Below are 26,821 nucleotides of genomic sequence, written 5' to 3'. Positions count from 1 at the left end.
TCCTGTTCTTCGTTGTTTGTCGCCGTGGGAGCGGCGGGGCCGATGCAGCCAACCGCGACCTTAACCGCCGCCCGGCCGCTCGGGCAACGCCCTAAATGGCCCCTCGACGCGCCTGTTCAAGATAGAGTTCTCGCAGGCGGGTCGCGACGGGCCCGGGCTTGCCATCGCCGATCTTCACGCCGTCCAGCGAAATCAGCGGCATGACGAAGGCGCTGGCGGCGGTGACGAACACCTCGCGCGCCCGTTTCGCTTCATCGACCGAGAAGGCCCGTTCTTCCAGTTCGACACCCTCGGCGGCGGCGAGCTCGATGACGGCTGCTCGCGTGACGCCCCGCAGGATATTGGCTTGGATGTCCCGCGTTCTCAGCCTGCCGTCCTCATCCACGATCCACGCATTGGTCGATGCGCCTTCGGTGATCAGACCCATGTCGTCATACATCAGGCACTCGTAGGCTCCGCGCTCGCGCGCCGCCTGTTTGGCCAGCACATTCGGCAAGAGACCGACGGTCTTTATATCGCAACGCCCCCAGCGAATATCGGGCTGGGTGACGCCGGCCGCGCCGTTTTGCGCCAGACGCTGACTCCGCGCCGGATCGATCGACTTGGCGGTCACGACAACACTGGGCGCGACATCGACCGGAAAGCCATGATCGCGTGGCGCCGTGCCGCGTGTGATCTGCAGATAGACCATGCCGTTGCGCACACGATTGCGCCGCACGGTCTCGCGCAGAACGACGCCCAAGGCGCCGGCGCTCATCGGAATGTCGATCTTCAGTTCGTTCAGACTGCGGTGAAGGCGGCTCATATGACCTTCGAAATCGCCCAGCCTCCCGTCGAAGACCGACCAGACCTCATAGACGCCGTCTGCAAACTGGAAACCGCGATCCTCGATATGGACCACGGCCTCGCCATGCGCGCTATACGCGCCATTGACATAGGCGACGCGTGACATCAGGCCGGCTCTTCTTCATCGCCGCCGCGCGCTGGCGAGACGCCCAGCGACTTCAGCTTTCTATGCAGGGCCGATCGCTCCATGCCGATGAAGGCGGCGGTGCGCGAGATATTGCCGCCGAACCGCATGATCTGCGCCGCCAGATACTCCCGCTCGAAGACCTCGCGCGCCTCCCGCAGCGGCAGGGCGATGGTGCGCTCGCCGCCCAGGTTCGCCGTCCCGCCGTTAGAGGTCGCCACCTCCTGCGGCAGCATGTCGGCGGTGATCGTTTCCGCCGGATCGCCGGTCGCCAGGATCAGCAGACGCTCGATATTGTTGCGCAGCTGGCGGATGTTTCCGGGCCACGGGTGAACCTGCAGCACCGCCACCGCATCGTCCCCGACGATGCGTTTGGGCAGCCCTTGCGAGGCGCTGATCGTGTCGACGAAATATTCGACCAGTTCGGCGATGTCCTCGCGCCGTTCCGACAGCGGCGGGACACGGATCGGCACCACATTCAGACGGTGGAACAGGTCTTCGCGGAAACGTCCCTCTGCGATCTCGGCCTTCAGATCGCGCGAGGTCGACGTCACGACGCGGACATCGACCTGCACGTCCTGCTCTCCGCCGACACGCCGGAACCGCTGGTCCACCAGAACGCGCAGGATGCGGCTCTGGCTCTCGCGCGGCATGTCGCTGATTTCGTCCAGATACAGCGTGCCGTTGTGGGCGCGTTCGAACACGCCGATCTTGCGCGGACGGCCGTCCTGGCCCTCCTCGCCGAACAGTTCGACATCCAGACGTTCCGGCGTCATGCCGGCGGCCGAAATCGCGACGAACTCGGCGCGGGCGCGCGGACTGGCTTCGTGGATCTGACGCGCCACCAGCTCCTTGCCCGAGCCGGCCGGTCCGGCGATCAGAACCCGACTGTTGGCCTGGGCCACCTTGGTGATGGTGCTGCGCAAGGCCTGCGCAGCCTGTGATCGGCCGATCAGACCGGACGGTGTCATGGTCGCCGCGCGAAGGCGGCGGTTCTCGCGCCTCAGCGTCGCAGCCTCAATGGCGCGTTCGACCACGACAACCAGCCGATCCGACTTGAACGGCTTTTCGATGAAGTCATAGGCGCCGCGCTTCAGCGCCGTCACCGCCGTCTCGATATTGCCGTGACCGGAAATCATCACCACCGGCAGGTCAGGGTCCAGTTCCTTGACCACCTCCAGCAGCTCCAGCCCATCCAGCCCCCCGCCCTGCATCCAGATGTCCAGGATCGCCAGCGACGGCTTTCTGGCGCGGATCGCGGCCAGGGCCTCGTCGGAGTTTGCGGCGACGCGCACGGCGTGGCCCTCGTCCTCAAGCAGGCCGGACACCAGGTCGCGGATGTCGGCCTCGTCGTCGACAACCAGAATGTCGGAACCGGTTGGTCGCATCTTGCCTCGCTATTCGGCGGCCAGGGTCTGGAGCTTGCGCTCCGCGCCCTCGCCGCCTTTACCGTGGGGTTTCAGGGGGAAGATCATGCACACGCGTGCGCCGCGCAGGGTCTTGGCGTCGGCCAGCTTCAGCTCGCCGCCGTGGTCCTCGCAAATGCGTTTGACGATGGCCAGGCCCAGGCCCGTGCCCTTCTCGCGCGTGGTCACATAGGGTTCGGTCAGGCGATCGCGGTCGCGAGCCGGCAGACCCACGCCGTCGTCCTCGATGACGAAGGTGGCGAAGCCGTCCTCGATCGTCAGCGACGCGATGACGCCCGCACGATCCGACGCCGCAGCTTCGCCAGCGGCAAGCCGTTGCGCCGCAACCGACTCGCCCGCGTTTTTGAGGATGTTGATCAGCGCCTGCCCAACCATGCGGCCGTCGGCCTCCATTGTCGTCTTGGGCAGGGGCTCGGTGATGTCGACCACGATGTGCGGCGCGGCGACCCGCTGGGCGAACACCGCCTCGCGCAGCATTTCGGCCGGGTTCTCGGGCGCGAAACGCGGCGCCGGCATGCGGGCGAAGGACGAGAACTCATCGACCATGCGACCGATGTCTCCGACCTGGCGGATGATGGTGTCAGTACACCGGTCGAAGATTTCGACATCCTCGCCGATCCGCGCGCGGTATTTCCGCTTCAACCGCTCGGCCGACAGCTGGATCGGCGTCAGCGGGTTCTTGATCTCATGGGCGATGCGACGGGCCACGTCGCGCCAAGCCGCGTTTCGCTGGGCCGTCACCAAGCGGGTGATGTCGTCGAAGGTCAGGACCATCTCGCCACCGAAGCCGCCCTCGATCCGAACGCGCAGCCGCCGCGTGTCTCCGCCCCGGCTGACGTCGATGTCTTCCTCGATATGGGCCTCGGCGCGCCGAACCAGATCGCTCAGCTCTGGCGACAGGGCCGCGAGTTCGTGACCCAGAACCTCGGCGTCGTCGATGTGAAGCAGTTGCAGGGCGCTGTCGTTGATCGCCGACACCCGCCCACGCTTGTCCAAGCCGATGACACCGGCGCTAACGCCCGACAGCACCGTCTCGATGAACCGGCTGCGATCATGCGCCTCATCGCTCGCGGCCTTCAGCGCCGCCTGCTGCGCTTGCAGATCGCCGGTCATGCGATTGAAGGCGTCCGACAGGGTGGCGATTTCGGCCGGCGCGCCGTCGCTGTCGACCCGTGCGGTGAAGTCGCCGCCCGCGACCTGTCCCGCCGCCTTCACCAACCGACCGATCGGCGCGGAGATGCTGCTGGCCGCCGACATTCCCAGCCACACCGCGCCCACCAGCACCAGCAACGCCGTCTCCAGATAGCTGAGGATGAAGGCGGACTGAATCCGAGCGCGGCTTTCCTGAGCCTCTCGATAAGCCTGGATCGACTGAACCGAAGTGTTCATTCGCGCCACAAGACCGTCTTGAAGCGGACGCACCAGATAAAGATAGGCGTCGCCATAGGACGGCAGGGCGATGATCGACCGGACGGCGTCTGGATGCTGCGTGACGGTTTGCGGAGGCTGCCCGCCTTCAGCTGCGGCCGCGAGTTCATCGCGCGGCGGCGCAAGATAGGGAGGCGCGCCCGTTTTTTCAGCGCGAGCCAACACCTCGCCCTTGCCATCCAGAATGTAGATGGCGGGATAGCCGAAGATGTCTCCAACTTGGCCTAGAGCATCGTTAAACTGAATGCGATCAGCGAACAGGCTTCTCGCGCTTCCCAACTGGTCCGAAATCGTGACCAGGTCAGCATCCATTGCGGCCGAAACGTCCTGGATATAGGCGCGGCCCACGATCGCTCCGTTCTCGACCGAGGCCTGGACGTTCTGGCTGAACCACTGGTCCACGCCCCGATTGACCAGCACACCGAACACCAAGGCGATCAACACCGACGGGACCAGGGCCACCATCGAGAACAGGGCGACGAACCTGAGGTGAAGGCGCGATCCGGCTTCATCGGTACTGCGCACCAAGGTCAGCACGCGCCGGCCGACGATGATGGCCAAGCCGGAAATCAAAAGCAGATTGGCGGCCAACACGATCAGGGCGATCTGGCTGCTCGATCCGCGCGCCGACCCTGATGTGGCCCCCGGAGCGACCGCCACCAGCCAGATGGCCGCCGCCGTGATCGCGACAGCCAGAAAGAACGCCAGTCCGAAGCCGGTCCGCGCCCTTTCGCTATCGACCCACCCCCAGAACGACCCGTCGTCCGACGCGAGGTCGGGCGAAGCGGTGCGTGCTGAAGGCGTATCCGTCATGCCACAGCAGTCTCCAACACCTGTGGCCCATTTTCAACAGCAGACTTACCCAACCGAGGCAAATCCGGCCGCCACAGTTCGTGCATGGCGTCTTCGACGGCCATCGGATCGTCTAGGCGGCAAATTCTTGCCTTCGCCTCTCGACGGTGTTGCGGATCGGCCGGCCAAGGCGCCTGTTCGATGTACCAGCCCAGATGTTTGCGGAACATTTTCAAACCCAGCGGCAGGCCGTAGAACTCGGCCGACGCCCGCAGATGCTCGATCACGATCGCCAGACGCTCTTCAGGCCCGGGTTCCTCCAGCGCCACGCCGTCGATCAACGCCCGCTCAAGGTGCGCCGCCAGCCATGGCCGGCCGTAGACGCCACGTCCCAGCATCAATCCGTCCGCGCCGGACAGCGCCAAGGCCTGGCGCGCTTCATCGGCGGTGATGATGTCGCCATTGACGATGACGGGAATGCCGACCGCCGCCTTCACCATCCCGACCGCGTCCCAATCCGCTTGCCCGGTGTAGAACTGTTTTCGCGTGCGGCCATGCACCGTGACGGCCTTGACGCCGATCGCTTCCGCACGGCGGGCCAGTTCGGCGGCGTTCCGGCTGTCATCGTCCCAGCCCAGCCGCATCTTGACCGTCACCGGCCGATCGGTCGCCTTCACAGCCGCCTCCATGATCCGGCAGGCCAGATCGGGCGTCCGCATCAGAGCCGAACCGGCGGCCGAGCCTGTCACCTCCTTGGCCGGACAGCCGAAGTTCAGATCCACGATGTCCGCCCCAGCCTTTTCTGCCATCCGCGCCCCCTCGCCCATCTGCTCGGGATCGCGCCCGACCAGTTGGATGACGGTCAGCGGCAGACCGGCCCCCACGGCGGCGCGCCGCACCACGTCCGGCCGCGCCCGCGCCAGTTCTTTGGCCGCCACCATCTCCGTTGCGACATAGGCGGCGCCCAGTCTGGAGGCCAGAATGCGGAACGGCAGGTCGGTCACGCCGGTCATCGGCGCCATCAGCACTTGGCCGGGCACGGTCACATCGCCGATTTGCAAGGTCTTGGGCATTTCCGTCTTTCGCCGCATCGCAGCCGCCCTCGTCAAGCACGACCGCGGCGCTTTGATGGTATCGCCCCGTCGCCGCGCGCACTATCAAGGCCGCCATGACATTCTCGGGCATCATCGTCGCGGCCGGTTCCGGCTCGCGCGCCGGCGGCGATAAACAGTGGCGGGACCTGGGTGGAAAGCCCGTGCTGCGCTGGTCTGCCGAGGCCTTGTTGAACGCCGGCGCCGACACACTGATCGTCGTGATCGCCCCTGACGCCGTTGACCGTGTGGCCATGGTGCTGTCCGGTTTGCCGCGTTGGAAAGCCGTCGTCGGTGGAGCCGCCCGCGCCGATTCGGTCCGCGCCGGGCTTGCAGCCCTGACCTGTGGAACGGATCAGCCGGTGTTGATCCATGACGCCGCCCGTCCGCTGCTGAAGGCCGCCGTCATCGACCGTCTGCTGTCCGCCCTTGAAACTTCGGACGGTGCCCTGCCCGTCCTGCCTGTCGCCGACAGCCTGCGACGCGGAGAGGCGGAAATCATGACCGACGTGGTTGATCGCGACGGTCTGTGGCGCGCCCAGACGCCTCAAGCCTTCCGCCGGGGCGTGATCGAGACCGCCTATGCCGCCTGGTCGGACGCCGAGGTTCCGACCGACGAAGCCGTCGTCGTCCAGCGCAGCGGCGGCGCGGTGGCCCTGGTTCAGGGCGATGCGCGTCTGATGAAACTGACCTATCCCGAGGATTTCGCCATGGCCGAAGCTCTGCTGCCCGAAGCTCTGCTGCCCGAAGCGCAGCGTTATCAAACCCGCATCGGCTCCGGCTATGACGTGCATCGCTGGGGACCGGGCGGGTCCGTCTGGCTTTGCGGGATCGAGGTGCCGCACGACCAGACGCTGATCGGCCACTCCGACGCCGACGCCGGTCTCCACGCCCTGACCGACGCCATCCTGGGCGCCATCGCAGCGGGCGACATCGGCGACCATTTCCCGCCAACGGATCCGAAATGGAAAGGCGCCTCCTCGGACCAGTTCCTGATCCATGCCGCCGAACTGGTCGCGGCGCGCGGCGGCCGCATCGTCAATGTCGACGTCACCCTGATCTGCGAACGACCCAAGGTGAAGCCGCATCGCCAGGCCATGCGCGATCGGATCGCCGGGCTGCTAGGCCTTCCGCTCGATGCCGTCAGCGTCAAGGCGACGACGACCGAAGGGCTTGGTTTCACCGGACGCGGCGAGGGTCTGGCCGCCCAGGCCGTGGCGACTGTGGAAACGCCAGTCGCCTAGCGCGCCGCCATCTTCATCTGACGCACCAGCGATCCGAACAGATTGACGTAGTCGTCCGTCCACGGACGCACCGTCGTCGGCGACAGCTTGCGCCAGCGCGCATCGTCCCTGAACCCCTCCAGCGCCGCCGGACTCTTGCCGATCAGCAGGGCCTCGGTCGAGGCCTCGGCCATGTCGCCCTGGCCCGACTGCTCGATATAGACCTGGTGCAGGTGCGGGACCTTCAGCGCCTGCGCCGCCGCCTCGGCCGGCAGGGTGATCTCCAGGTTCCGGTTCGACAGATGCAGCACCACAACGCCGTCGGGCGCAAGCAGACGCAGATAGCCGCGGATCGCCTCCACCGTCAGCAGATGCGTCGGCACGGCGTCAGACGAGAAGGCGTCGATGACCAACAGGTCGTAGGATCCTGCCGGCTCACGATCCATCGTCAGGCGCGCATCCCCCAGAACCGTCCGCACCGGCCCATCGGCGCAGCCGTTGATGAAGCTGAACCATTGGGGGTCGCGCGACAGGCGATCCACCATCGGATCGATCTCGAAGAAGGTCAGTTGGTCCTGGGCGCGCTTGTAAGCGGCCATGGCGCCCGAGCCCTGCCCCACCACGCCGACGCGCGCGCCGTCCAGCCGTCTCGTCTGCATCTGCAGCATCGCCTGCCCCAGTGGCGTCGAGGTCGCGTAATAGAGCGTCGGCTGACAGCGGTTCGACGTCGTCTGGGCCTGGGCGCCATGCAAAGTCGTGCCGTGCATTAGCACATGGACAGGCCCGCCCATCAGCGGATCGTCGATATTGGCCACCCGCATCACGCCAAAGAAGCTGCGTTCCGACAGGGCCCAGTCATAACCGCGCGCCAGATGATAGCCGGACCAGACGATAGCGGCCAAAACGATTGTGAACATCACCGCCCGATCGCGCACCAGGAAGGCGAACAGGGTCGCGATCCCCAGGATGGCTTGCGCGATCCGCACCAGTTCGGCGTCCGGGATGGCCGCGCGAATGTCGGGCGCATAGCGGACCGCCTCCATCGACAGCGGCCCCAACAGTGCGATGACCACGCCGGCGACGCAGCAGATGATGTCCCACGGCCTGATCTCGCGACGGCTCCACGGCCGCAGCAATCCGACCGCCACCAGCACCAGCGGATATTCCCACACCATGTCGAAAATGGCCGGCGCGATCAGGCCGTTGAACAGTCCGCCGACTACGCCGCCCAGCGACAGCAACAGATAGAATTCGGTCAGCCGATCTGGCGCCGGCCGCCGCGCCGCCAGCCTCTGATGACACATCAGCGCGGTGAAGAAGAAGGCCGCCAGATTGATGGTGAACACCAGCAGCCATTCACCTGTCCGGAACGCAATCAGGGCGGCGCAGGCCGCCGCCGCCGCCGCCTGCAAACCAAGGCCGATGGCCGGCGAAACAGCCGGCCGGGTCTGGAAAGCGATGACAAACGTCAGCAGATAGAGCGCGAGCGGTATGACCCACAGAAAGGGCGCCGAAGCCACATCCGTCGTCAGATGCGCCGTCACCCCCAGCATCAGACTGGACGGCGCGGCGGCCAGCAGAACCAGCATCCCCTTTTCGCGCCAAGCAATCGGCGGGCTGGCCTCAAGTGGCGCGGGCTCCGCCGTTCCAATGTCGCGTCGTCGCCAGACCTGAACGCCCAGCCCCACGACCATCACCACGAACAGCCAATAGCCGACGCTCCAGCCCAGGCGCTGATCCGACAGACTGGCCAGCGGCTCGATCACGACCGGATAGGCCAGCAGGGCCAAGAAGCTGCCCAGGTTCGAGGCGGCATAGAGAACGTAGGGGTTCTGGCCGTCTGCATGTCCGGCCCGCACGCGCGCATACCAGGCCTGAAGCAGCGGCGCAGTCGCCGACAGCACAGCGAACGGCGCGCCGATGGACACCGCCAGCGTCGCCAGCAGCCACATCGCCGGTTGGGACGGATCGGGATCCCCCAACAGGCCGCTGATCTGCAGGGGCAGGAAAAACGCCGCCACGATCAGCAGGCCCAGGTGAACCCCGACCTGCGCCCGCATCGTCGCCAAACGTTGCAGCAGGTGCGCATAGCCATATCCAGCGAGCAGCGCGGTCTGGAAAAACACCATCGACGCGTTCCACACCGAAGGCGATCCGCCCAGGGTCGGCAACAGCAGCTTGGCCGCCATTGGCTGAACGACGAAGACCAGGCAAGCCGATGTGAAGATGGCGACGGCGAACAGGATCGGCGCGATGCGATCCGATGTCGGGGCGGCGGGGCGTAACGGATCGACAGCCTCGGTCATGGCTCTGGTTAGAGCTGGGTTCGCGGCCTATGAAAAGACCATGTTTTCCCAAGATATCGCGCAGCTGGCGCAACAGATTGTCGCAACAGCCAGCGAACGCCGCCTGATGCTGGCGACGGCCGAAAGCTGCACGGGCGGGCTGGTGTCCGCTGCGATCACGGCCATCCCCGGTTCGTCAGCGGTCTTGGATCGCGGCTTCGTCACCTACAGCAACGAGGCTAAGGCCCAGATGCTGGGCGTGTCGCTGGAAAGCCTGTCCGCCCACGGCGCCGTGTCGCAAGTCGTCGCGGTGGCCATGGCCGAGGGCGCCGTGGCGCACTCGCGCGCCTCCGTTTCTGTGTCCGTAACAGGCGTGGCCGGACCGGGCGGCGGATCGGTCGATAAACCCGTGGGCCTGGTCCACTTCGCGGCGTCAGGCCCACAAGGCGTCGTTCACCGTGTCGAGCGGTTCGGCGACCTCGGCCGCGACGACATTCGCCAAGCCAGCGTTCGCGTGGCGCTGGAACTGCTGGCGGATCGGCTCGCGTGAGCGACCCTGTCGTCATCGACGCCAGGGGTCACCGCTGCCCTGTTCCCAGCCTGAAGCTGATGAAGGCGATGGAAACGGCCTCGCCCGGCACGCGGATCGTGCTGCTGGCCACCGATCCGATGGCCCGGATCGATGTGCCGTTTCTGATGTCTCAAAAAGGCGGCCGCGTGCTTGGTATCGAGGAGGCCGAAGGCCTTCTTCGTTTTACGATCGAGACCGGCGCCCGGCTCGACGCTCCGACAGATTGACGACATCGGCCGGCGGCGTGTCGGCGATCGCGCGCGCCTTGGCCGCCAGTTCCATCTCGGTGGCGAAGGCGCCGCCGTAGAAGATGGCATTGACGTTCCACGACAGCCAGATCAGCAGCACCACCACGGCGCCGACCGACCCATAGGTGGCCCCCAGCGGCGCGATCTGTTCGACATAGATCGCGCACAGCCACGACGACACGACCGACATCAATGTCGCCACCAGACCGCCCGCCGTCGCCGGCAGCCAGGCGACCGGCGTCCTGTGGCTCATGGCGTAGCGGTAAAGCAGCGTCAGCCCGACCACCAAGCCGATGGCGGGCAGGAAGGCGTCCAGCGGCGCCATGCCACTTCGCCCGGGCAGGCCGGCGGCCGACGACGAGGCATGCGCCATGATGCGCACGGTCACGACGGCGCCCGACACCACGGTGAATAGCGCAAAGGCGAAGATGGCCACGAAGAAGGCCAGCAGATTGAACTTGAAGAACCCGTGCGGCTCGGTCTCGTCATGGATCAGGTTCAATCCCGCCAACAAGGCCTTGAAACCTCGGTGCGCGGCATAGGCGCCGACGAACAGGGCGAAGGCGCTCTGAGCGGAAACCGTCCGCGCCGACGCATTGCTCAAACGCGTGATCTCGCCCTGAAAAATGGTCTGCGCCGCCTTGGGCAGCAGGTCCGACAAGGCGGTCGCCTGGGCGCTGACTTCGCTGATCGACAGACCCAGCTTGTAGAAGCCGATCAGGATGGCGATCGCCGGGAACACGGCCAACAGGGCGAAGAAGGACACGCCGCCCGTATAGAGCATGACGTCACGCCCCCAGCTGCGGGTGAACGCTCGCACGGCCAGCCCGCCCCAAAACCCGGGCGCTTTCAGCACCGACCGTGTCAGTTGCTCACTCAAATCGGTCCCCACAACCGTTGCACAAGCGGCGGAACCTAGCGGAATTCGTCTGTGGCGAAAGTCTCATCCGCGTGAGGACGATCATTCGCGATCCGGCCGCATCCCTTTGGCCGGACGACATTGCATCCTTAACACCCTCGTCGCTATGGTCCGCGCGTTTCCGGCCGGCTATTGGCGCGGCGACTTTTGGAGACGATCGGCTTGGCTTTCGACGCGCGCGTATTGATCCTGGCGGCTGACGATGGCCGGATCGGGCCGCTCGCTGCGGGTCTGGATGCGCTGGGCTGGACGACGGTGACCGCCCGCGACGTCGTTTCGGCCGAGATGACGCTTCAGGACTTTCCGCTTGAAGCCGCCGTCATCGACATCAACACCTTCGACGCCGATGTGGCGTCTCGCCTTCGCGCCGCCGCCGAGCCGCGCCGCCTGCCCATCGTGGTCATCGGCGCCCGCCCTGATTCGGTGAAGGGTGCGGATCTGACCATGTCCACGCCGCCGCATCCGGCCCAGGCCGCATTGCGTCTGGAGCAGCTGGGCCGAGCCGCCATCGCCGAGGAAGAATATCGGCTGCGCGTCACCACCTTCGCCACGCGCGGGGTGGGTCTGGACGAGCGGACGGACGACGATGGTCCCTTGCGTGTTCTGGCCGCCGGCGTCGCCGACCGGCGCTTTCTCGCCCTGTCGAACGCCCTGACTGCGGCCGGTGTCGAGGTGGTCGCGGCGCCGACGCCCTACACCGCCTTCGACTATCTGCACGAAAGCCCGTTTGACGCCGCCGTTCTGTGGGGCGCCGAAGACCATGCGCCGGCCCTGTCGATCGCGGCGGGCATGAAGCGCAACACGCGCCTCTATCATATTCCGCTGATGCTCTATCTGCGCGGCAGGAACGAGATCAGCCTGGCTGAACTGTTCAATCGCGGCTTCGCCGATGTCGCGTGCGCCGACACGCCCGAGGGCGAAACGGCCGAGCGGATCCTGGCCCTGGCCGGCGCGCACCGCATTCATCTGGGCATCCGAAAGACGTTGGACTCGGTCCGCAGCCTGGAAGTGATGGACCCGGAAACGGGCCTGTTCACGCCCGAACTGTTCGCAAGCCACCTGGGCCGTGTCGCCGAGGCCTCGCGCGCGCGCAAGCGCCCGCTTTCCGTCTGCGTCCTGAGGGTGCGCGAAACCGAATCCGTCACCTGGGCGCGTCAGGGCGGTTGGCTGGATCGCGCCATGCCGCAGATCGGGGCCATGGTTTCGCGCCTTGTCCGTGTCGAGGACACCCCTGCCCGCTTGGCCAAGGAGGTCTTCGCCCTCGCCCTGCCCGCGACCCACGCTGAACCGGCGCGTCTGGCCGCAGAACGAATCGCCGCCGTGATCGGCTGCACCGCCTTCGACGCCGGTCCGGACAGGTCGCCGTTCGTCGCCGAATTCGACGTCGGCGCCGCCGAGATGCGCCCCGACGAAAGCGCCGCCGCCCTGCTTGAGCGCGCCTCGGCCGACCTGTTCGAAAAGACGCGCTGAGAGGCTTTACGCCCCCGCCACCCGCGCCAGATCGGCGGTGATTCGTTCGGCCACCTTCAATCGCTCTTCCGCCGTCGGCCAATCGCCTGAAACGACGATCTTCTGATCCGGCCGAATCTTCCAGAAGGCGTGGTTCTTCTGGATCAGCCCGACCAGTCCCGCCGGATTGGGGAAGCTGTTGTCGCGCAACGTCAGGACCGCACCACGCGGCCCGATGTCGATCTTCTCAATGCAGGCCTTGCGGCAGTTCGACTTGATGCCGACGATCTTCAGCAACTGCTGCGCCTCATCCGGCAGGGGCCCGAAACGGTCGATCAGTTCGGCGGCCAGGGCTTCGCGATCCTCGGCCTGTTCGGCGTCGGAAAGACGGCGATAGAGGCTCAGACGCACGTTCAGGTCCGGCACGTAATCTTCTGGAATAAGGACAGAAGCCCCGACGTTGATGGACGGCGACCAACCGCGATCCACGGCGTGTCCCTCGCCCTTCTCGCGCAACTCCGCCACGGCGTCTTCCAGCATCTGCTGGTACAGTTCGACGCCGACCTCGCGGATGTGGCCCGACTGTTCGTCGCCCAGCAGATTGCCGCCGCCGCGCTGGTCCAGATCGTGGCTGGCCAGCTGGAAGCCGGCGCCCAGATTGTCCAGCGACTGCAGAACCTGCAACCGCCGCTCGGCCGACAGGGTCATCGGCTTGACCGCATCGGTGGTCAGATAGGCGAAGGCGCGGGCCTTGGACCGGCCGACCCGTCCCCGGATCTGATAAAGCTGCGCCAGGCCGAACATGTCGGCGCGGTGCACGATCAGCGTATTGGCCGTCGGGATATCCAGCCCGCTCTCGACGATGGTGGTGGAGACCAGGACGTCATATTCCCCGTCGTAGAAGGCGCTCATCACCTCTTCCAGCTGGGTCGCGCTCATCTGGCCGTGACCGACGACGAACTTCACCTCGGGGACCTGTTCGCGCAGGAACTTCTCGATGGCGGGCAGGTCCTTTAGGCGCGGCGCGACGTAGTAGGCCTGACCCCCGCGATATTTCTCGCGCAGCAGGGCCTCGCGCACCAGCACCGGATCCCACGGCGTGACGTAGGTCCGCACCGCCAGGCGATCGACCGGCGGGGTGGCGATGATCGACATCTCGCGGATACCCGACAGCGCCATCTGAAGCGTGCGCGGGATCGGCGTGGCGGTCAGGGTCAAGAGATGCACGTCGGCGCGCAGCGTCTTCAGCTTCTCCTTGTGCTTGACGCCGAAGTGCTGTTCCTCGTCGACGATGACTAGGCCGAGGTCGCGGAAGCCGACCTGTTCGCTCAGCACAGCATGGGTGCCGACGACGATCTCGACCGAGCCGTCCTTCAGCCCCGCGCGCGTCTCCGCCGCCTCCTTGGACCCCACCATCCGCGACAACTGACGCACCTTGACCGGCCAGCCGGCGAAGCGTTCGGTGAAGGTCTTGTAGTGCTGGCGCGCCAACAGGGTCGTCGGCGCGACGATCGCCACCTGCTGACCCGTCATGGCGACGACGAAGGCGGCCCTCAGCGCCACCTCGGTCTTGCCGAAGCCGACGTCGCCGCAGATCAGGCGATCCATCGGCGTGCCCTTGCCCAGATCCTCCAGCACATCGCCGATGGCGTTCAGCTGATCGTCGGTTTCCTCGTAAGGGAAGCGCGCGCAGAACTCGGCGAACAGACCCGGCGGCGGCGTGACCGCATCGGTCTCGCGCAGCGCCCGTTTGGCGGCCAGGGCGATCAGCCCCTCGGCCATGGCGCGCAGACGTTCCTTGGCCTTGGCCTTTCTCGCCTGCCAGCCTGCGCCGCCCAGCTTATCCAGTTGGACGCCCTCGGAGTCCGAACCGTACCGCGTCAGAAGGTCAATGTTTTCAACCGGTAGATAGAGTTTGCTCTCACCAGCGTAGAAGAGCTCCAGGCAGTCGTGCGGGGCCTGCTGGATTTCCAGCGTCTTGAGCCCTTCATAGCGACCGATCCCGTGATCCAGGTGAACCACCAGATCACCCGTCGTCAGGGCCGACGCCTCCGCCAGGAAGTTCGAGGCGCGGCGTTTCTTGCGGGGCCGCGCCAGACGGTCGCCCAGGATGTCGGTCTCGGAAATGACAGCCACCTCGTCGGTGACAAAGCCGTGCTCGACCGGCAGGACGCCGCGCAGATAGAGGTCCTTCGGCGCCGCCTGAATGTCGGCCCAGTCGCGCACGGCGACGATGTGATCCAGCCCGTGGTCGGCCAGCATGGTCGCCAGCCGCTCCGACGATCCTTCGGTCCAGGAGGCGAACAGCACCCGCTTGCCCTCGGCCTTCAGCGCCGCCGCATGGGCCGCCACCGCTTCGAACAGATTGACGCTGTCCTGCGCCCGCTCGGCGGCGAAGGTCCGGCCCAAACGTCCGCCGGCATCCTCGCCTCCCGTGGAGAAGGGCGTGAAACGACGCACGGCGCGACCCGCCAGCGCCTGGTTCCAGTCTCCGGCGTCCAGATAGAGCCGCTTGGGCGGCAAGGCGCGATTGGCGCTGGCCTGTCCTTTGGCCTTGGCCGCCTCGGCGCGCGCGTCGTAGGCGTCCGCGACCAGATCCCATCGCTCGGCGCGGGCCGTCTCGACCTGGTTGTCGAGGAAGATCGCCGCGTCGTCCGGCAGATAGTCGAACAGGCTGTCCAAGGTCTCATAGAACAGCGGCAGCCACTGTTCCATGCCCTGACGCCGCGCGCCCTCGCTGATCGTCGCATACAGCGGGTCGTCGCCCGGCGCGCCGAACAGGTTCAGATAGCCGGTGCGGAAGCGCGAGATGGCCGCCGCATCCAGCAGCGCCTCCGACACCGGCGCGAGGGACACGGACGTCATCTGGCCGGTCGACCGCTGCGTTTCGGGATCGAAGGTGCGGATCGATTCCAGCTCGGATCCGAACATATCCAGCCGGACCGGCTCCTCGAAGCCGGGCGGATAGACGTCGACGACCCCGCCGCGCACCGCGAACTCGCCGCGCTCCGACACGGTCGAGGCCCGAACATAGCCGTTGGCGGCAAAATATCGCTCCAGCGCCTGGATATCGAGATCGCGTCCGACCTTGGTCTCGAACCCGGCCTGTGTCGTGACCGACTTCGGAGGGGTGCGCTGCATGGCCGCTGACACCGTCGTCACGACCAGAACCGGCGCATCGCCAGGCTTGCGCATCGCCAGCCGCGTCAGCGTCGCCATGCGCTGCGCCGCGATTCCCGCCGTGGGGCTTAGTCGGTCATAGGGCAGACAGTCCCACGCCGGATAATCCAGGACTTCAATACCTTTCGAGAAGAACTGAAACGCTTGAACGAAGCTGCCCGACCTCTGAAAGTCGCGTGCGACGAACAGGCCGACACCGCCGCCGGCCTTGATGCGTTCGGCGACGATCAGCGCGTCCAGCCCCTCGGGCGCGCCGCCCAGATCGGCGTCAATCCGATGTTCGACCTTGGCGTCCATCAGCCGATTCCCTTGCCGACTTCGGCCGCGACGTAGGCGCGCATGAAGGCGCGCACCTTGGCCATCACCGGCGTCTCGAACTCGGGCGGCGTCGGATCACGCTCGATGATCCAGCCGTAAAGCCACTGATCTTCCTCGTCGATCAGCCGCTCGAACTGGTCCAGTTCCGCATCGGTCAGGGTCGGCGCGACCTGATCGGAAAACGGCCCCAGCACCATATCGGCCTCGCGAAAGCCCCGCCGCCAGGCGCGGAACTGTATGCGGCCCAACCGCTGCCTGCGCTCAGGCGTCATCTGCTCAGGGGTCATTTCGCTTTCGGGACGCGCGTCGATTTCGGCCACAAGAATCCCTGCCCGGCAAAGTGGGAAGACGCTCAAGCAGCGAGCCACCGCGTGGCGAGCGTTAGCGTCTTCAAATGGAAGAAGCGCAGATAGCGTTCCTGAACGGACTTCGCCACCCGTCATGGTCACGCTATGTTCACGGCGATGCGTCCGCAGATTCTCTTTCCCCTGTTCGCCGAGGTCTCGACCCTCAAGGGCGTGGGCCCTCGCGTCCTGCCTCTGGTGCAAAAGGTGGCGGGCCCGCTGGTTCGCGATCTGCTGTTCCTCAGCCCGTCCGGCGTCATCGTGCGCCGCCCTGCCGAGGCCGCCACCGCGGTCGATGGCGAGGTGGGCGTCTTCACCGTGACCATCGACCGCCTCTTCACGCCCAGCCGTCCTGGCGCACCGCTGAAGGTCCGGGCCAGCGATCCCACCGGCTTCGTGCATCTGGTCTGGTTCGGCGGCTCGCCCCAGCACATCGACCGGCTGTTGCCGCGTGGCGAGACGCGGTTGGTCGCAGGCAAGGTCGAGCGCTTCAATGGCGAGGTCCAGATCGTCCATCCGGACATCGTCACGCCAGACAAGGCCGCCGACATTCCGGCGTCCGAGCCCGTCTATCCTGCGACGCAGGGCCTCAGCTCGCGCCAGTTGCGTAAACTGGTCCACGCCGCCCTTGCTGACGCGCCCGACCTGCCGGAATGGCAGGACACCGCCTGGCTCAAGAAGCAGAACTGGCTGGGTTGGCGCGCCGCTATCGACGCCCTGCATGCCCCCACAAGCGAGATCGACCTGACGCCCGACGCCCCCGCCCGCCAGCGCCTGGCCTATGACGAATTCCTCGCCCACCAACTGGCTCTGGCCCGTCGTCGCCGCGCCCGCGAGATCAAGCCCGCCCCCGTCATCGCCCCCGGCTCGGCGTCCGAACACCTGCTCCAGGCCCTGCCCTTTCAGCTGACCAACGCCCAGGCCCAGGCCGTCGCCGAAATCCGTCGTGATCTGGCGTCGGGCCAGCAGATGGGCCGATTGCTGCAAGGCGATGTCGGCTCGGGCAAGACCGCCGTCGCCGCCCTCGCTCTGGCCGACGCCGCTTCGAGCGGCTTCCAGTCCGCGCTCATGGCTCCGACCGAAATCCTGGCGCGCCAGCATTACGAGAAGCTCGGCCCCATGCTGGACGCAGCCGGCGTCGCCGCCGTCCTGCTCACGGGCCGCGACACCCCGGCGCAACGACGCGAGAAATTGGCTGCCCTGGCCTCGGGTCACGCCCAGGTCGCCATCGGCACCCATGCCTTGTTCCAAGACGCCGTCCGCTTCGACCGCCTTGCCCTGGCGGTCATTGACGAACAGCACCGGTTCGGCGTCAACGAACGTCAGCGACTGCAAGCCAAGGGCGACCCGCGCCTGGGCGCCGTGCATCTGCTGACCATGTCGGCCACCCCCATTCCCCGCACGCTCGAACTGACGCAGTACGGCGAGCTGGAGGTCAGTCGCCTGATGGAAAAGCCGCCCGGCCGCACGCCCGTCACGACCGCCGTCCTGCCCTTGGCCCGCATCGTCGAGGTCGCCGCCCGGCTGAAAACGGCGGTAGAGAGCGGCGCCCAGGCCTATTGGATCTGTCCTCTGGTTGAGGAATCCGAGGCCATCGACCTGGCGGCCGCCGTCGATCGCGCCGACGATCTGCGGCGCCTGCTGGGCGTGGAGGTCGGCCTGGCCCACGGCCAAATGCCCGGTGCCGAGCGCGAGGCGGTCATGGCCGACTTCGCCGACGGCCGTCTGCCGGTTCTCGTCGCCACCACGGTGGTCGAAGTCGGCGTGGACGTGCCCAAAGCCTCGATCATGGTTATCGAACACGCCGACCGCTTCGGTCTGGCGCAGTTGCACCAGTTGCGCGGCCGCGTCGGTCGCGGCGCCAAGGCCAGTTCCTGCATCCTGCTGTATGGCGGTCAGGACGGCGCCCTCGGCGAGACGGCGAAAGAGCGGCTCGAAACCCTGCGTCGCACCGAGGACGGCTTCGTCATCGCCGAGGAAGACTTCCGCCTGCGTGGCGGCGGCGATCCCCTGGGCCTGAAACAGAGCGGTTTTCCCGCCTATCGTTTCGCCGACCCGATCCGCCACCGCAGCCTGATGCTGGCGGCCGCCGACGATGCGCGGCTGATCATGAACCGCGATCCTGATCTGACGTCGGAACGCGGTCAGGCGGTGCAGGTGCTGGAAGAGTTATTCGACTGGAAAAACCACAAGGTCGGCGCGAGCTAGCCGATCACTCGGCTCCAGCCATCGAATCCGACCTCGACGTTTTCGGGAACAAGCGCCGACAACGCCTTGTAATCCATGTCGATATGCAGATTCGTCAGCACCGCGCGCTCCACGTCTGCGGCGGCGATCCACGCCAGGGCCTGGTCCAGATGGGCATGAGTCGGATGCGGCGCATAACGCAGCGCATCCACGATCCAGAGCTTACAGCCAGCCACCGCCGCCAAGGCCGCCTCGTCCAGATCGGACACATCGCTGGAATAGGCCACGTCGCCCAACCGATAGCCGACAGAGCGGATCGGCCCGTGCGCCTGGTCGAAAGTCGTCACCGGTATCGCGCCGCCTGCGCCCTCGACGGACCAGGCTACGCCGTGCTGCGGAATGATCCGTCCGTCCAACAACGGCGGATAACCGAACTTGCTCTCGAAAATGTAGTCGAACCGATGCGTCAGCGAGCCGTGCGTCGCCGCATCCATCCACGCCGGAATGCGCTTCCTGGCCCGCGCGGCGAAGGTGCGCAGATCGTCGATGCCGTGGGTCTGGTCCGCATGATCGTGGGTATAAAGAACCGCATCCACATGTTTCGTGCCGCTGGCCAGCATCTGTTCGCGCAGGTCCGGCGAGGTGTCGATCAGGACAGTGGTCACCCCCTCCGGCCCGGTCTTCCTCGCCAGCATCGAACAGCGCGTTCGCCGGTTCTTGGGCTCGGTCGGGTCGCAGGCGCCCCAGTCGCCGTCCCCGCGCGGCACCCCGCCCGACGATCCGCTGCCCAGAATAACGACTTCGAAACTCATGCGGGCCTGGGTATCCGGTCAAAGAGGCCGAAGAAGGCCTCGGTCGTGACGCAGTCCGCCTCCTCGGCGCTCCAGCCGCGAATCTCGGCCAGCTTGTGCAGTACATGACCTATGTAGGCCGGCTCGTTGCGCCGTCCGCGATGCGGAACGGGCGCCAGATAGGGGCAGTCGGTTTCGACGATGATCCGGTCGCCCGGCATATCGCGGATCACCGCCCGCACGTCCTCGGCCGCCTTGAAGGTCGCAATGCCGGATACCGAGAACCACGCGCCCATTTCAGCAGCGATTTTGGCCAGTTCCGCCCCACTCGTATAGCAGTGCATCAACATCTTGAACGGCCCCGCCGCATACTCCTCGCGCAGGATCGACGCCATTATATCGTCCGCCTCACGCGTGTGGATCACCAGCGGCAGGCCGGTTTCGCGCGCCGCCTTCACATGCTGCCGGAACAAGCCCCCCTGCACCTCGCGCGGGCTGAAGTCGTAGTGGAAATCCAGACCGCATTCGCCGATGCCCACAATCTTGGGCCGCTGGGCCAGATCGATCAGTGTCGCCGCCGTCAGGTCCGCTGCATCCTTGGCCTCGTGCGGATGCACCCCGACCGTGCACCAGATGTCCTCATGGGCCATGGCGATGCCGTGCGTCGCCTCGAACGTCGTCAGCTTGTCCGAAATCTCGACCATCAGCCCGACGCCCGCCGCGCGCGCGCGCGCGATCACGGCGTCCCGGTCCTCTTCGAACTGCGGCGCGTGCAGGTTCACATGACTGTCGATCAGCATCAGCCCATCCGCTCCTGCTGGGCCTGCACCCGCTTCAGGTCCGCCAGCGCGCCGGCCAGCACATCGGCCTTGTCCAGGTTCAGTCCCGCCGCCCGTTCCGGCAACGGCTGCAGCCGCTCCCATAATTCAGCCCATCGATTGCCGGCGCCCGGCGCGCTCTGCAAGGCGCGCATCCGCACCGCCGCGATCAGCCGGTCCATCAGGGTCTCGAACCGCTCCTGCCCCTCGGCGCCGCGGAACCGGTCGGCGATGGCCAGAGCTTCGGCTCGGTCCACTTCGCCCTCGACCCAGCGCCTCGCCAGTTGATCCATCTCAAACGTCGCGCCTGACGCCAGGGCCAAGGCCGCGCCGGGCGATCCGCCCGCCATGATCGCCGCATGTTCGGCGTCCTCACGCTCTGCGCCCGTCCGGTTGCGCACCAGGGTCTCCAGCCGATCCGGCGCCCAGATCGGAAAGCTCAGCCGCCGGCACCGCGACCGGATCGTCGCCAGCAACCGCCCCGGCGCATGGGTGACCAGAAACAGCACGCCACGCTCGGGCGGCTCCTCAAGAACCTTCAGCAAGGCGTTGGCGGCGTTGAGATTAAGGTCGTCTGCCGCATCGATGATCGCCACCCGAAACTGGGCTTGCGACGGGCTCTTTGAAAAGAACTCCGGCAATTCGCGCGACTGATCGACCGAGATCGACTTCTTCGTCTTGCCGCCCTCAACCAGCCGTTCCAACACCAGCAGGTCCGGATGCGACTGGGCCGAGATCAGCCGGCTGACCGGATCATCGCGCCGCGCGCCCAGCGGCCCGGACGCAGGATCGGCCGCCGCGCCCAGCAGCCGTCGCGCCGCCCGATAGGCGAAGGTCGCCTTGCCCGTCCCCTCGACCCCGCACAGCAGCCAGGCGTGGTGCAGCCGCCCCCGTTCCCAGGCGTCCAGAAACGCCGTCTCCGCTGCGGCATCAGGGATCAGGTCGAAACGATCGCGCGGGTGATCGCTCACAGCAGCCGGTCCTGAACCGCCTGCCAGACCCGCGCCTCGACCTCGTCCAGCGATCCGACCGCGTCGATCAGCACGCAACGCTGCGGATTGGCCTCGACGATGCGCAGGAAGCCCTCGCGAAGCCGCTGATGGAACTCCAGACCCTTGGATTCGAACCGCGTCTCGAACAGGCCGCGCCCGAACGCCCGCTCCAGGCCGACCTCGACCGGCAGGTCGAACACCAGCGTCAGGTCCGGCTGGTCGTCCCCGACCACGCCCGCGTCAATCTGTTCGATGAAGCTTTGCGCCACGCCGCCGCCAGCGCCCTGATAGGCCCGGCTGGAATCGGCGAACCGATCGCACACCACCCAGTCGCCGGCCGCCAGCGCCGGGCGAATGGTCCGCTCCAGATGGTCCGAGCGCGAGGCGTACATCAGCAGGGTCTCGGTCATGGCCGACCACGGCTCGGCGTCCGTGGCCACCACCAGATTGCGGATCACCTCCGCGCCCCTGGAGCCGCCCGGTTCACGCGTGCGCACCACCTTGCGCTCGCCCAGCACCGCCTGCAGCCGCGCGACCAGCCGCCCGACCTGGGTCGATTTGCCAGCGCCCTCGCCGCCTTCGAAGCTTATGAACTGTCCACGGGTCACGCGCCTTCATGGCGCGCCGACGCCGCCCGGCGCAAGCCCGCGCGCGCGATCAGCTGCCGGATATCAACAGGGCGCCCGCATAACCTCGCGCCACGACCGACTGACGCGCCGCCTCGGCCGCATTGGCGCTGTCCCACGGCCCCACCACGACGTTGAACCGCCCCGCGCCCCGATCGGCCCGCACCCAGCCGCTCAGGCTGTCGGCGATTCGCCCGGCCTCGACCTGATCCGAGAAGCTGCCCGCCTGGACCCAGAAGGTCGTCACCTCCGCAACCGCAACCGGTGAGGGGGCGATAACCGGCGCGCTGACAGGTGTGCTGGCCGGGACCACGCCTCGCGGCGTCGGTGCCGAGGCCCGCAACAGCGTGCCCCCGCCCTGCTGCGGCGCCCGGCCGAGGTAGCGCACCCGCACCCGCCCCACGCCTTGCGACAGCATCCCCAGTTCGCTCGCTGCCTCGCGCGACAGGTCGATGATCCGGCTGTCCACGAACGGCCCGCGGTCATTGATCCGCACCACCAGCCGCCGCCCGTTCTCCAGGTTCGTCACCTCGACCAGACCGGGCAGAGGCAGGGTCTTGTGCGCCGCCGTCAGGGCATGCATGTCGAACCGCTCGCCGGTCGAGGTCGGCCGGCCGTTGAAGGCGTCGCCGTACCAGGACGCCATCCCCACCTCTTCGTAATCCGGCTGTTCCTTGGGCGTGTACCAGCGCCCGCGCACCTGATAGGGCCGCATCGTCCCTGACACGATCGGCGCAGGGTCCTTGACGACCGGCGGACGGTCCTCGCCGCGCCCAGCGACGGTCCCGCGCACGCCCGCCCCGCCAACGGTGGAACAGGCGGCCAGCAGTGAGAACAGCCCCAGGATCAGCGCGCCGCGCACTCCCTGTCCAAACGTCATCGACCCGCCTCGCAAAAAATACGAAAACAGGATGACCCAAGACATTTCCGCTTTGGTTAATGACCCGTTCGCCTGCTATGGCGTCCGCCTCCGCTGCGGCGGCAAGGAAGTGTGGCCGAGTGGTTTAAGGCACTGGTCTTGAAAACCAGCGACGGTGAGAGCCGTCCGTGGGTTCGAATCCCACCGCTTCCGCCAAGACGCATTGAATTACTTTAATAATCTGAGCGCCGGTTGGCGCCACCCGCCTTTGCACCCCTCTAAAGTGGTCGTGCTAACACCGACGCCAAGTCATTTGCGCGCCAAACGCCGATTCTGGCTGCGTGCCAGCAAGCACACATTAGGCTTCCAGCCGATAGCCCACGCCAGGCTCGGTGAGCAGCAATATCGGGCTGGCAGGATCGGCCTCCAGCTTATGTCTCAACTGCCCCACCACAACGCGAAGGTACTGGGTGTCGTTGACGTGAGCGGCGCCCCAGACGGCCGTGAGCAAATCGCCGTGGCTGATGACCTTGCCGTGGTGGCGGGCCAGATGGGCGAGTACCTCGAACTCCTTGGGGGTCAGCTTGACGATTTCTCCAGAGCGACGGACACGGCGGCGTTCGATGTCGATGGAGATGTCCCCAGCGGTCACAGGACCGATGGTCTCGGAAATCGAGGCGCGCATGCTCACCCTCAGACGGGCCAGGAGTTCACCGATGCCGAAGGGCTTTTCGACATAGTCATTGGCGCCCAGATCGAGGGCCGCGATCTTCTCCGCCTCGCGGTCCCGCGCCGAGAGGACAATGATAGGTCCCGCGTAGAACTCTCGCGCGCGTTTCAGGACGTCCTTGCCGTCCATGTCAGGCAAGCCAAGATCCAGAACGACCGCATCGGGCGACCAGAGGGCGACACCCCGCAAGCCATCCTGCCCGCTGTCCGCTCGTTTCGGCTGATACCCGGCCGCGTCCAGCGCAGGCGACAGGAAGCGGTGAATCTGAGGCTCGTCGTCGATGACGAGGATCACGGGGCGGACGGCGGACATGGGCGCTCTATAGCAGGTCGCGGTGGGTCGGGATCGCCTTCGATAGGCTGATCAGAATGCGGGTGCCCTTGCCGTCGGCGATGGGGCTGGCGGCGGCGATACGGCCGCCCATGGCTTCGACAAATCCCTTGGATATGGCCAAGCCCAGGCCTGCGCCCTTCGATCGGTCGGTGGACTCTTCCATTCGACGGAACTTGTCGAACACCCGTTCCAGCTCGGCGGTCGGTATTCCCCTGCCCTCGTCCTCGATGGAGATGACGACCGAGCCTCGATCCTCATAGGCCGCCAGTTCGATGGTCGAGCCGTCGGGACTGTAGGCGATGGCGTTTTCGAGAATGTTGACGACGGCCTGCTCCAGCAGACCCTGGTCCAACAGAACCAGGCTCAACTGGGAGGGAAAGTCGCGGGTCACGTGACGGGTCCCCAGCCGACGCGCCACCCGCTCTGCGGCGGCGTTGAGAATATCGCGCACGTCCACCCAGTCTGTGCGCACGTTCAGCCCGCCGCCCTCCAGCCGCGTCATGTCCAACAGGTCGCCGACATAGCGCGACAGCCGTTCCGCCTCTTCGCGGATGCTGAGCAGCAGGTCGTCGCGGACCTCGGGCTTCAGGGTCGCGCCATAGTCGATCAGGGTCGTCGCCGAGCCCAGGACGGTGGACAGGGGCGTGCGCAGATCATGGCTGACCGAGTTCATCAAGGCCGCGCGGAAACGATCGGCGCGGCGCAGGGTCTCGGTCTCCAGCGCCTGACTGGCCAGATCGGCACGCTCAAGCGCCACGGCGCCCTGGTCCAGCAACGCCATGGCCAGACGTTCCTCGTCCGAGCCCGCCGCCACGGCCGAGGCGTCGATGCCCGCCACGCCGGCCCGGCCGCGCACGCCCTGCAAGGGCTGAAACAGCCAGTGGGTCTGCGGCAGGGTGCCGGTGCCGTGGCCCGTCACCTCGCCGTGGGTCCAGGCCCAGCGGGCGGCGGCCATGGCGTCGGGGGCCAGGGTCACGCCCTCTGGGCTGGCCGCCGTCAGCACAATGTCCTCGCCGTCGGGAAGCAGGACGACGGCGCCCGCGCCGGCGGCGGCTGACGCCTGTTCGGCCAGGCTGCGGGCCGTGGTCGCACGATCCTGGCCCGCCGACAGGGTCTGGCTGGCGGCCAGCAGGGCCGAGACGGCGGCGGCGCGCCGCTGGGCGGCTCTGGCCTGTTCGCGCACCCGCCCCGCCAGGGCGCCTGTGCCCAGGGCCACGCCCCAGAAGAGCAGCAGCGTCAGGAAGTCAGTCGGCGAACCGATCAGGAAGCTGTAGCGCGGCTGAAGGAACAGGAAGTTGTAGGTCAGGAAGGCTAGGGTCGCCGCCGCCAGCGCAGGCCGCAGCCCGTTCAGCACCCCGGCCGCCACCACCGCCGCCAGATAGATGACGCCCAGATCGACCCGCTCGAACCGGGTGTCCAGCAATAGGGCCGCGCCCGTCGCCGCCAGGACGAACCCCGCCCCCGCCGGATAGCCGCGCCAGTCCAGCGCCGCCCGGACGCCAGACTTGGCCGCCGATTCGGGCGCGGCCAGATCGCCCTCGGTCACGACGTGGACGGCGACGCCCTGGGCCTTGCGCAGCAGTTCGGTCGCCAGGGCCCGGCCGGTCCATTCGGCGAACCGCCCGCCGCGCGTCTTGCCGATGACGATCTGGGTGACGTTGTTGCGGTGGGCGTGATCCAGCACGGCGCGCACCACGTCGTCGCCGCTGATCGTCACGGGCCGTCCGCCCAGCTGCTCGGCCAGCTTGAAGGCCTCGGACAATCGTCCCGCCGAGCGGGCGTCGGCCCGCGATCCGCTGGGCCGCTCGACATGGGCCACCGACCAGGGAGCGTCCATCATCATGTCCGACATCCGCCGACCGGTCCGCACCAGCGAGGCGGTCATGGCGTCGCCGCCGACCAAGACTAGGATCCGCTCGTTCGCCGCCCACGGCCCCGACACGCCCCGCTCGCGCAGGTGGCTCAGAAGCTGGTCGTCCACCGTCTGGGCCGCGCGTCGCAGGGCCAGTTCGCGCAGCGCCGTCAGGTTCTCGATCTTGAAGAAGTTCTCGGACGCCACCCGCGCCGTTTCGGGCACATAGACCTTGCCCTCGGCCAGACGCGCCCGCAGGTCGTCGGGCGTGATGTCGATGACCTCGATGTCGTCGGCGCCGGTCAGGGCGCTGTCGGGCACCGCCTCGCGCTGGCGCACGCCGGTGATGCGCAGAATGACGTCGGACAGGCTTTCCAGATGCTGGATGTTCAGCGTGGTCCAGACGTCGATGCCCGCGTCGCGCAGCTCCTCCACATCCTGCCAGCGCTTGGGATGGCGCGAACCCGGCGCGTTGGAGTGGGCGTATTCGTCGACCAGCAACAGTTCGGGCCGTCGCGCCAGGGCGCCGTCGAGGTCGAACTCCATCAAGGCGCGGTCGCGGTGTTCAATGGGCGCGCGCGGCATGACGTCGAGCCCGCGCAGCAGGCTCATCGTTTCCTTGCGGCCGTGGGTTTCGACCACGCCGACGACGACGTCCAGCCCCTCGGCCTTTCGACGGCGCGCGGCGCGCAGCATTTCATAGGTCTTGCCCACGCCTGGCGACATGCCCAGAAACACCTTCAGCCGCCCGCGCTTGCGGCGCGGAACGGCTGAAGTCGCGGGCGTTTCGGGCGCCGTTTCGGGCAATCAGCCCTCCGCCCCGAAGCGGGCGTCCAGCGCGCGGTTGGTCAGCAGGACATTGACGTGCGGCTGGCCGATGAAGCCCAGGAAGCCCCCCTCGATGTGCGCGTCGATGATGCTCTGGACCTGTTGCACGGAAACGCCTCTGGCGCGGGCGATCCGCGCGGCCTGAAGCCGAGCGTAGGCCGGGGACACGTCCGGGTCGAGGCCCGAACCCGAGGTCGTCACCGCATCGGCGGGGATGACGCCGGAGCCATCCTCGGCGCGGATCGTCTGGGCGCTTTCGGCGACGCGAGCGATCAGGTCCGGGTTCAGCGGCCCCATGTTGGAGCCGGACGAGGCGGCGGCGTCATAGCCGTCGCCCGCCGCCGACGGGCGCGGATGCAGATAGGTCGCGCCGACGAAAGGCTGGCCGATCAGGGACGAGCCGACGACCCGCCCGCCGGGGTCGCGCACCAGGCTGCCGTTGGCCTGATCGGGGAAGGCGACCTGGGCGATCCCGGTGACGGCCAGCGGATAGGCCAGGCCCAGCAGCAGGGTGAACAGGGCCGTCATGACGAGGGCCGGGCGAAGTTGGTTGACCATGG

General features: G+C 67.1%; 21 protein-coding genes and 1 tRNA gene. 6 read left to right on the top strand and 16 right to left on the bottom strand.

Features of this window, described 5'->3' with window-relative positions:
- Positions 1-91: 91 nt before the first annotated feature.
- Genes BVE01S_RS04165 through dusB form a run of 4 tightly spaced genes read right to left on the bottom strand, consistent with a single transcriptional unit; the run spans position 92 to position 5,690 of the window.
- A complete protein-coding gene (locus BVE01S_RS04165; RefSeq protein ID WP_066624739.1) occupies positions 92-952 on the bottom strand; it encodes a D-amino-acid transaminase in 861 nt (286 codons plus the stop codon).
- Positions 952-2,358 (bottom strand): nitrogen assimilation response regulator NtrX, encoded by a 1,407-nt coding sequence (ntrX, locus tag BVE01S_RS04160; RefSeq protein ID WP_066624736.1) that lies wholly within the window; start codon positions 2,356-2,358, stop codon positions 952-954. Before ntrX ends, BVE01S_RS04165 begins: the two co-directional genes overlap by 1 nt.
- A 9-nt stretch (positions 2,359-2,367) precedes the next feature.
- Positions 2,368-4,638 (bottom strand): sensor histidine kinase NtrY-like, encoded by a 2,271-nt coding sequence (locus BVE01S_RS04155; protein WP_066624733.1) that lies wholly within the window; start codon positions 4,636-4,638, stop codon positions 2,368-2,370.
- Positions 4,635-5,690: a tRNA dihydrouridine synthase DusB gene (dusB, locus tag BVE01S_RS04150; RefSeq protein ID WP_066624730.1), complete on the bottom strand. Its 1,056-nt coding sequence runs from the start codon at positions 5,688-5,690 to the stop codon at positions 4,635-4,637. Before dusB ends, BVE01S_RS04155 begins: the two co-directional genes overlap by 4 nt.
- A 95-nt stretch (positions 5,691-5,785) precedes the next feature.
- On the opposite strand from dusB, the gene BVE01S_RS04145 reads away from it, so the two are divergent.
- Positions 5,786-6,952 (top strand): bifunctional 2-C-methyl-D-erythritol 4-phosphate cytidylyltransferase/2-C-methyl-D-erythritol 2,4-cyclodiphosphate synthase, encoded by a 1,167-nt coding sequence (locus BVE01S_RS04145; RefSeq protein ID WP_066624728.1) that lies wholly within the window; start codon positions 5,786-5,788, stop codon positions 6,950-6,952.
- Here the strand turns inward: BVE01S_RS04145 and BVE01S_RS04140 are convergent.
- Positions 6,949-9,237: a spermidine synthase gene (locus BVE01S_RS04140; protein WP_066624726.1), complete on the bottom strand. Its 2,289-nt coding sequence runs from the start codon at positions 9,235-9,237 to the stop codon at positions 6,949-6,951. The genes BVE01S_RS04145 and BVE01S_RS04140 overlap by 4 nt on opposite strands.
- A gap of 40 nt (positions 9,238-9,277) precedes the next feature.
- Here BVE01S_RS04140 and BVE01S_RS04135 point away from each other — a divergent pair, with 40 nt between their 5' ends.
- Entirely contained in the window at positions 9,278-9,766 is a 489-nt protein-coding gene (locus tag BVE01S_RS04135; RefSeq protein WP_066625001.1) for a CinA family protein, read from the top strand.
- A 59-nt stretch (positions 9,767-9,825) separates the two neighbouring features.
- On the top strand, positions 9,826-10,014 hold the full coding sequence (locus tag BVE01S_RS04130) for a sulfurtransferase TusA family protein (protein ID WP_306301761.1): 189 nt from the start codon (positions 9,826-9,828) through the stop codon (positions 10,012-10,014).
- On the opposite strand, the gene BVE01S_RS04125 is transcribed toward BVE01S_RS04130, so the two are convergent.
- Positions 9,971-10,915 carry a YihY/virulence factor BrkB family protein gene (locus BVE01S_RS04125; protein WP_240612094.1) on the bottom strand — a complete coding sequence of 315 codons (945 nt, stop codon included), beginning with the start codon at positions 10,913-10,915 and terminating at the stop codon, positions 9,971-9,973. The genes BVE01S_RS04130 and BVE01S_RS04125 overlap by 44 nt on opposite strands.
- A gap of 201 nt (positions 10,916-11,116) precedes the next feature.
- Between BVE01S_RS04125 and BVE01S_RS04120 the strand changes: the two genes are divergently transcribed.
- Complete coding sequence (locus tag BVE01S_RS04120) at positions 11,117-12,424, top strand: diguanylate cyclase domain-containing protein (protein WP_066624721.1); 1,308 nt, start codon at positions 11,117-11,119, stop codon at positions 12,422-12,424.
- 6 nt (positions 12,425-12,430) lie between these two features.
- On the opposite strand, the gene mfd is transcribed toward BVE01S_RS04120, so the two are convergent.
- Both mfd and BVE01S_RS04110 read right to left on the bottom strand, forming a co-directional pair.
- Positions 12,431-15,880, bottom strand: coding sequence for a transcription-repair coupling factor (gene mfd / locus BVE01S_RS04115; protein ID WP_066624708.1), 3,450 nt, complete (start codon positions 15,878-15,880; stop codon positions 12,431-12,433).
- Positions 15,880-16,221, bottom strand: coding sequence for an FAD assembly factor SdhE (locus BVE01S_RS04110; RefSeq protein WP_066624705.1), 342 nt, complete (start codon positions 16,219-16,221; stop codon positions 15,880-15,882). Before BVE01S_RS04110 ends, mfd begins: the two co-directional genes overlap by 1 nt.
- A 144-nt stretch (positions 16,222-16,365) precedes the next feature.
- Between BVE01S_RS04110 and recG the strand changes: the two genes are divergently transcribed.
- A complete protein-coding gene (gene recG / locus BVE01S_RS04105) occupies positions 16,366-18,453 on the top strand; it encodes an ATP-dependent DNA helicase RecG (protein ID WP_066624994.1) in 2,088 nt (695 codons plus the stop codon).
- On the opposite strand, the gene BVE01S_RS04100 is transcribed toward recG, so the two are convergent.
- From BVE01S_RS04100 to BVE01S_RS04080, 5 genes are read right to left on the bottom strand one after another with little or no spacing between them, the layout of a single operon-like run.
- Positions 18,450-19,244, bottom strand: coding sequence for an MBL fold metallo-hydrolase (locus BVE01S_RS04100; RefSeq protein ID WP_066624702.1), 795 nt, complete (start codon positions 19,242-19,244; stop codon positions 18,450-18,452). The genes recG and BVE01S_RS04100 overlap by 4 nt on opposite strands.
- Positions 19,241-20,023, bottom strand: a complete 783-nt coding sequence (locus BVE01S_RS04095; RefSeq protein ID WP_066624698.1) for a TatD family hydrolase — start codon at positions 20,021-20,023, stop codon at positions 19,241-19,243. The genes BVE01S_RS04100 and BVE01S_RS04095 overlap by 4 nt, the downstream gene beginning before the upstream one ends.
- Entirely contained in the window at positions 20,023-21,012 is a 990-nt protein-coding gene (locus BVE01S_RS04090) for a DNA polymerase III subunit delta' (protein ID WP_066624690.1), read from the bottom strand. Before BVE01S_RS04090 ends, BVE01S_RS04095 begins: the two co-directional genes overlap by 1 nt.
- Complete coding sequence (gene tmk / locus BVE01S_RS04085) at positions 21,009-21,641, bottom strand: dTMP kinase (RefSeq protein ID WP_066624687.1); 633 nt, start codon at positions 21,639-21,641, stop codon at positions 21,009-21,011. Before tmk ends, BVE01S_RS04090 begins: the two co-directional genes overlap by 4 nt.
- Before the next feature lie 49 nt (positions 21,642-21,690).
- Complete coding sequence (locus BVE01S_RS04080; RefSeq protein WP_066624990.1) at positions 21,691-22,539, bottom strand: septal ring lytic transglycosylase RlpA family protein; 849 nt, start codon at positions 22,537-22,539, stop codon at positions 21,691-21,693.
- A gap of 105 nt (positions 22,540-22,644) precedes the next feature.
- On the opposite strand from BVE01S_RS04080, the gene BVE01S_RS04075 reads away from it, so the two are divergent.
- A tRNA-Ser gene (locus BVE01S_RS04075) sits at positions 22,645-22,734 on the top strand.
- Positions 22,735-22,876: 142 nt separating this feature from the next.
- Here the strand turns inward: BVE01S_RS04075 and BVE01S_RS04070 are convergent.
- Genes BVE01S_RS04070 through kdpC form a run of 3 tightly spaced genes read right to left on the bottom strand, consistent with a single transcriptional unit; the run spans position 22,877 to position 26,819 of the window.
- Positions 22,877-23,560 (bottom strand): response regulator, encoded by a 684-nt coding sequence (locus BVE01S_RS04070; protein WP_066624684.1) that lies wholly within the window; start codon positions 23,558-23,560, stop codon positions 22,877-22,879.
- A 7-nt stretch (positions 23,561-23,567) separates the two neighbouring features.
- The gene (locus tag BVE01S_RS04065) at positions 23,568-26,240 is read right to left on the bottom strand and encodes a DUF4118 domain-containing protein (protein ID WP_066624681.1); all 2,673 of its coding nucleotides are present in this window, start codon (positions 26,238-26,240) and stop codon (positions 23,568-23,570) included.
- Positions 26,241-26,819, bottom strand: coding sequence for a K(+)-transporting ATPase subunit C (gene kdpC, locus BVE01S_RS04060; RefSeq protein ID WP_066624678.1), 579 nt, complete (start codon positions 26,817-26,819; stop codon positions 26,241-26,243).
- Between the last annotated feature and the right edge of the window lie 2 nt (positions 26,820-26,821).

It is taken from the genome of Brevundimonas vesicularis NBRC 12165, from assembly GCF_001592205.1.
Lineage (GTDB): Bacteria > Pseudomonadota > Alphaproteobacteria > Caulobacterales > Caulobacteraceae > Brevundimonas > Brevundimonas vesicularis.
This window is presented reverse-complemented; position numbering and strand designations above follow the sequence as displayed.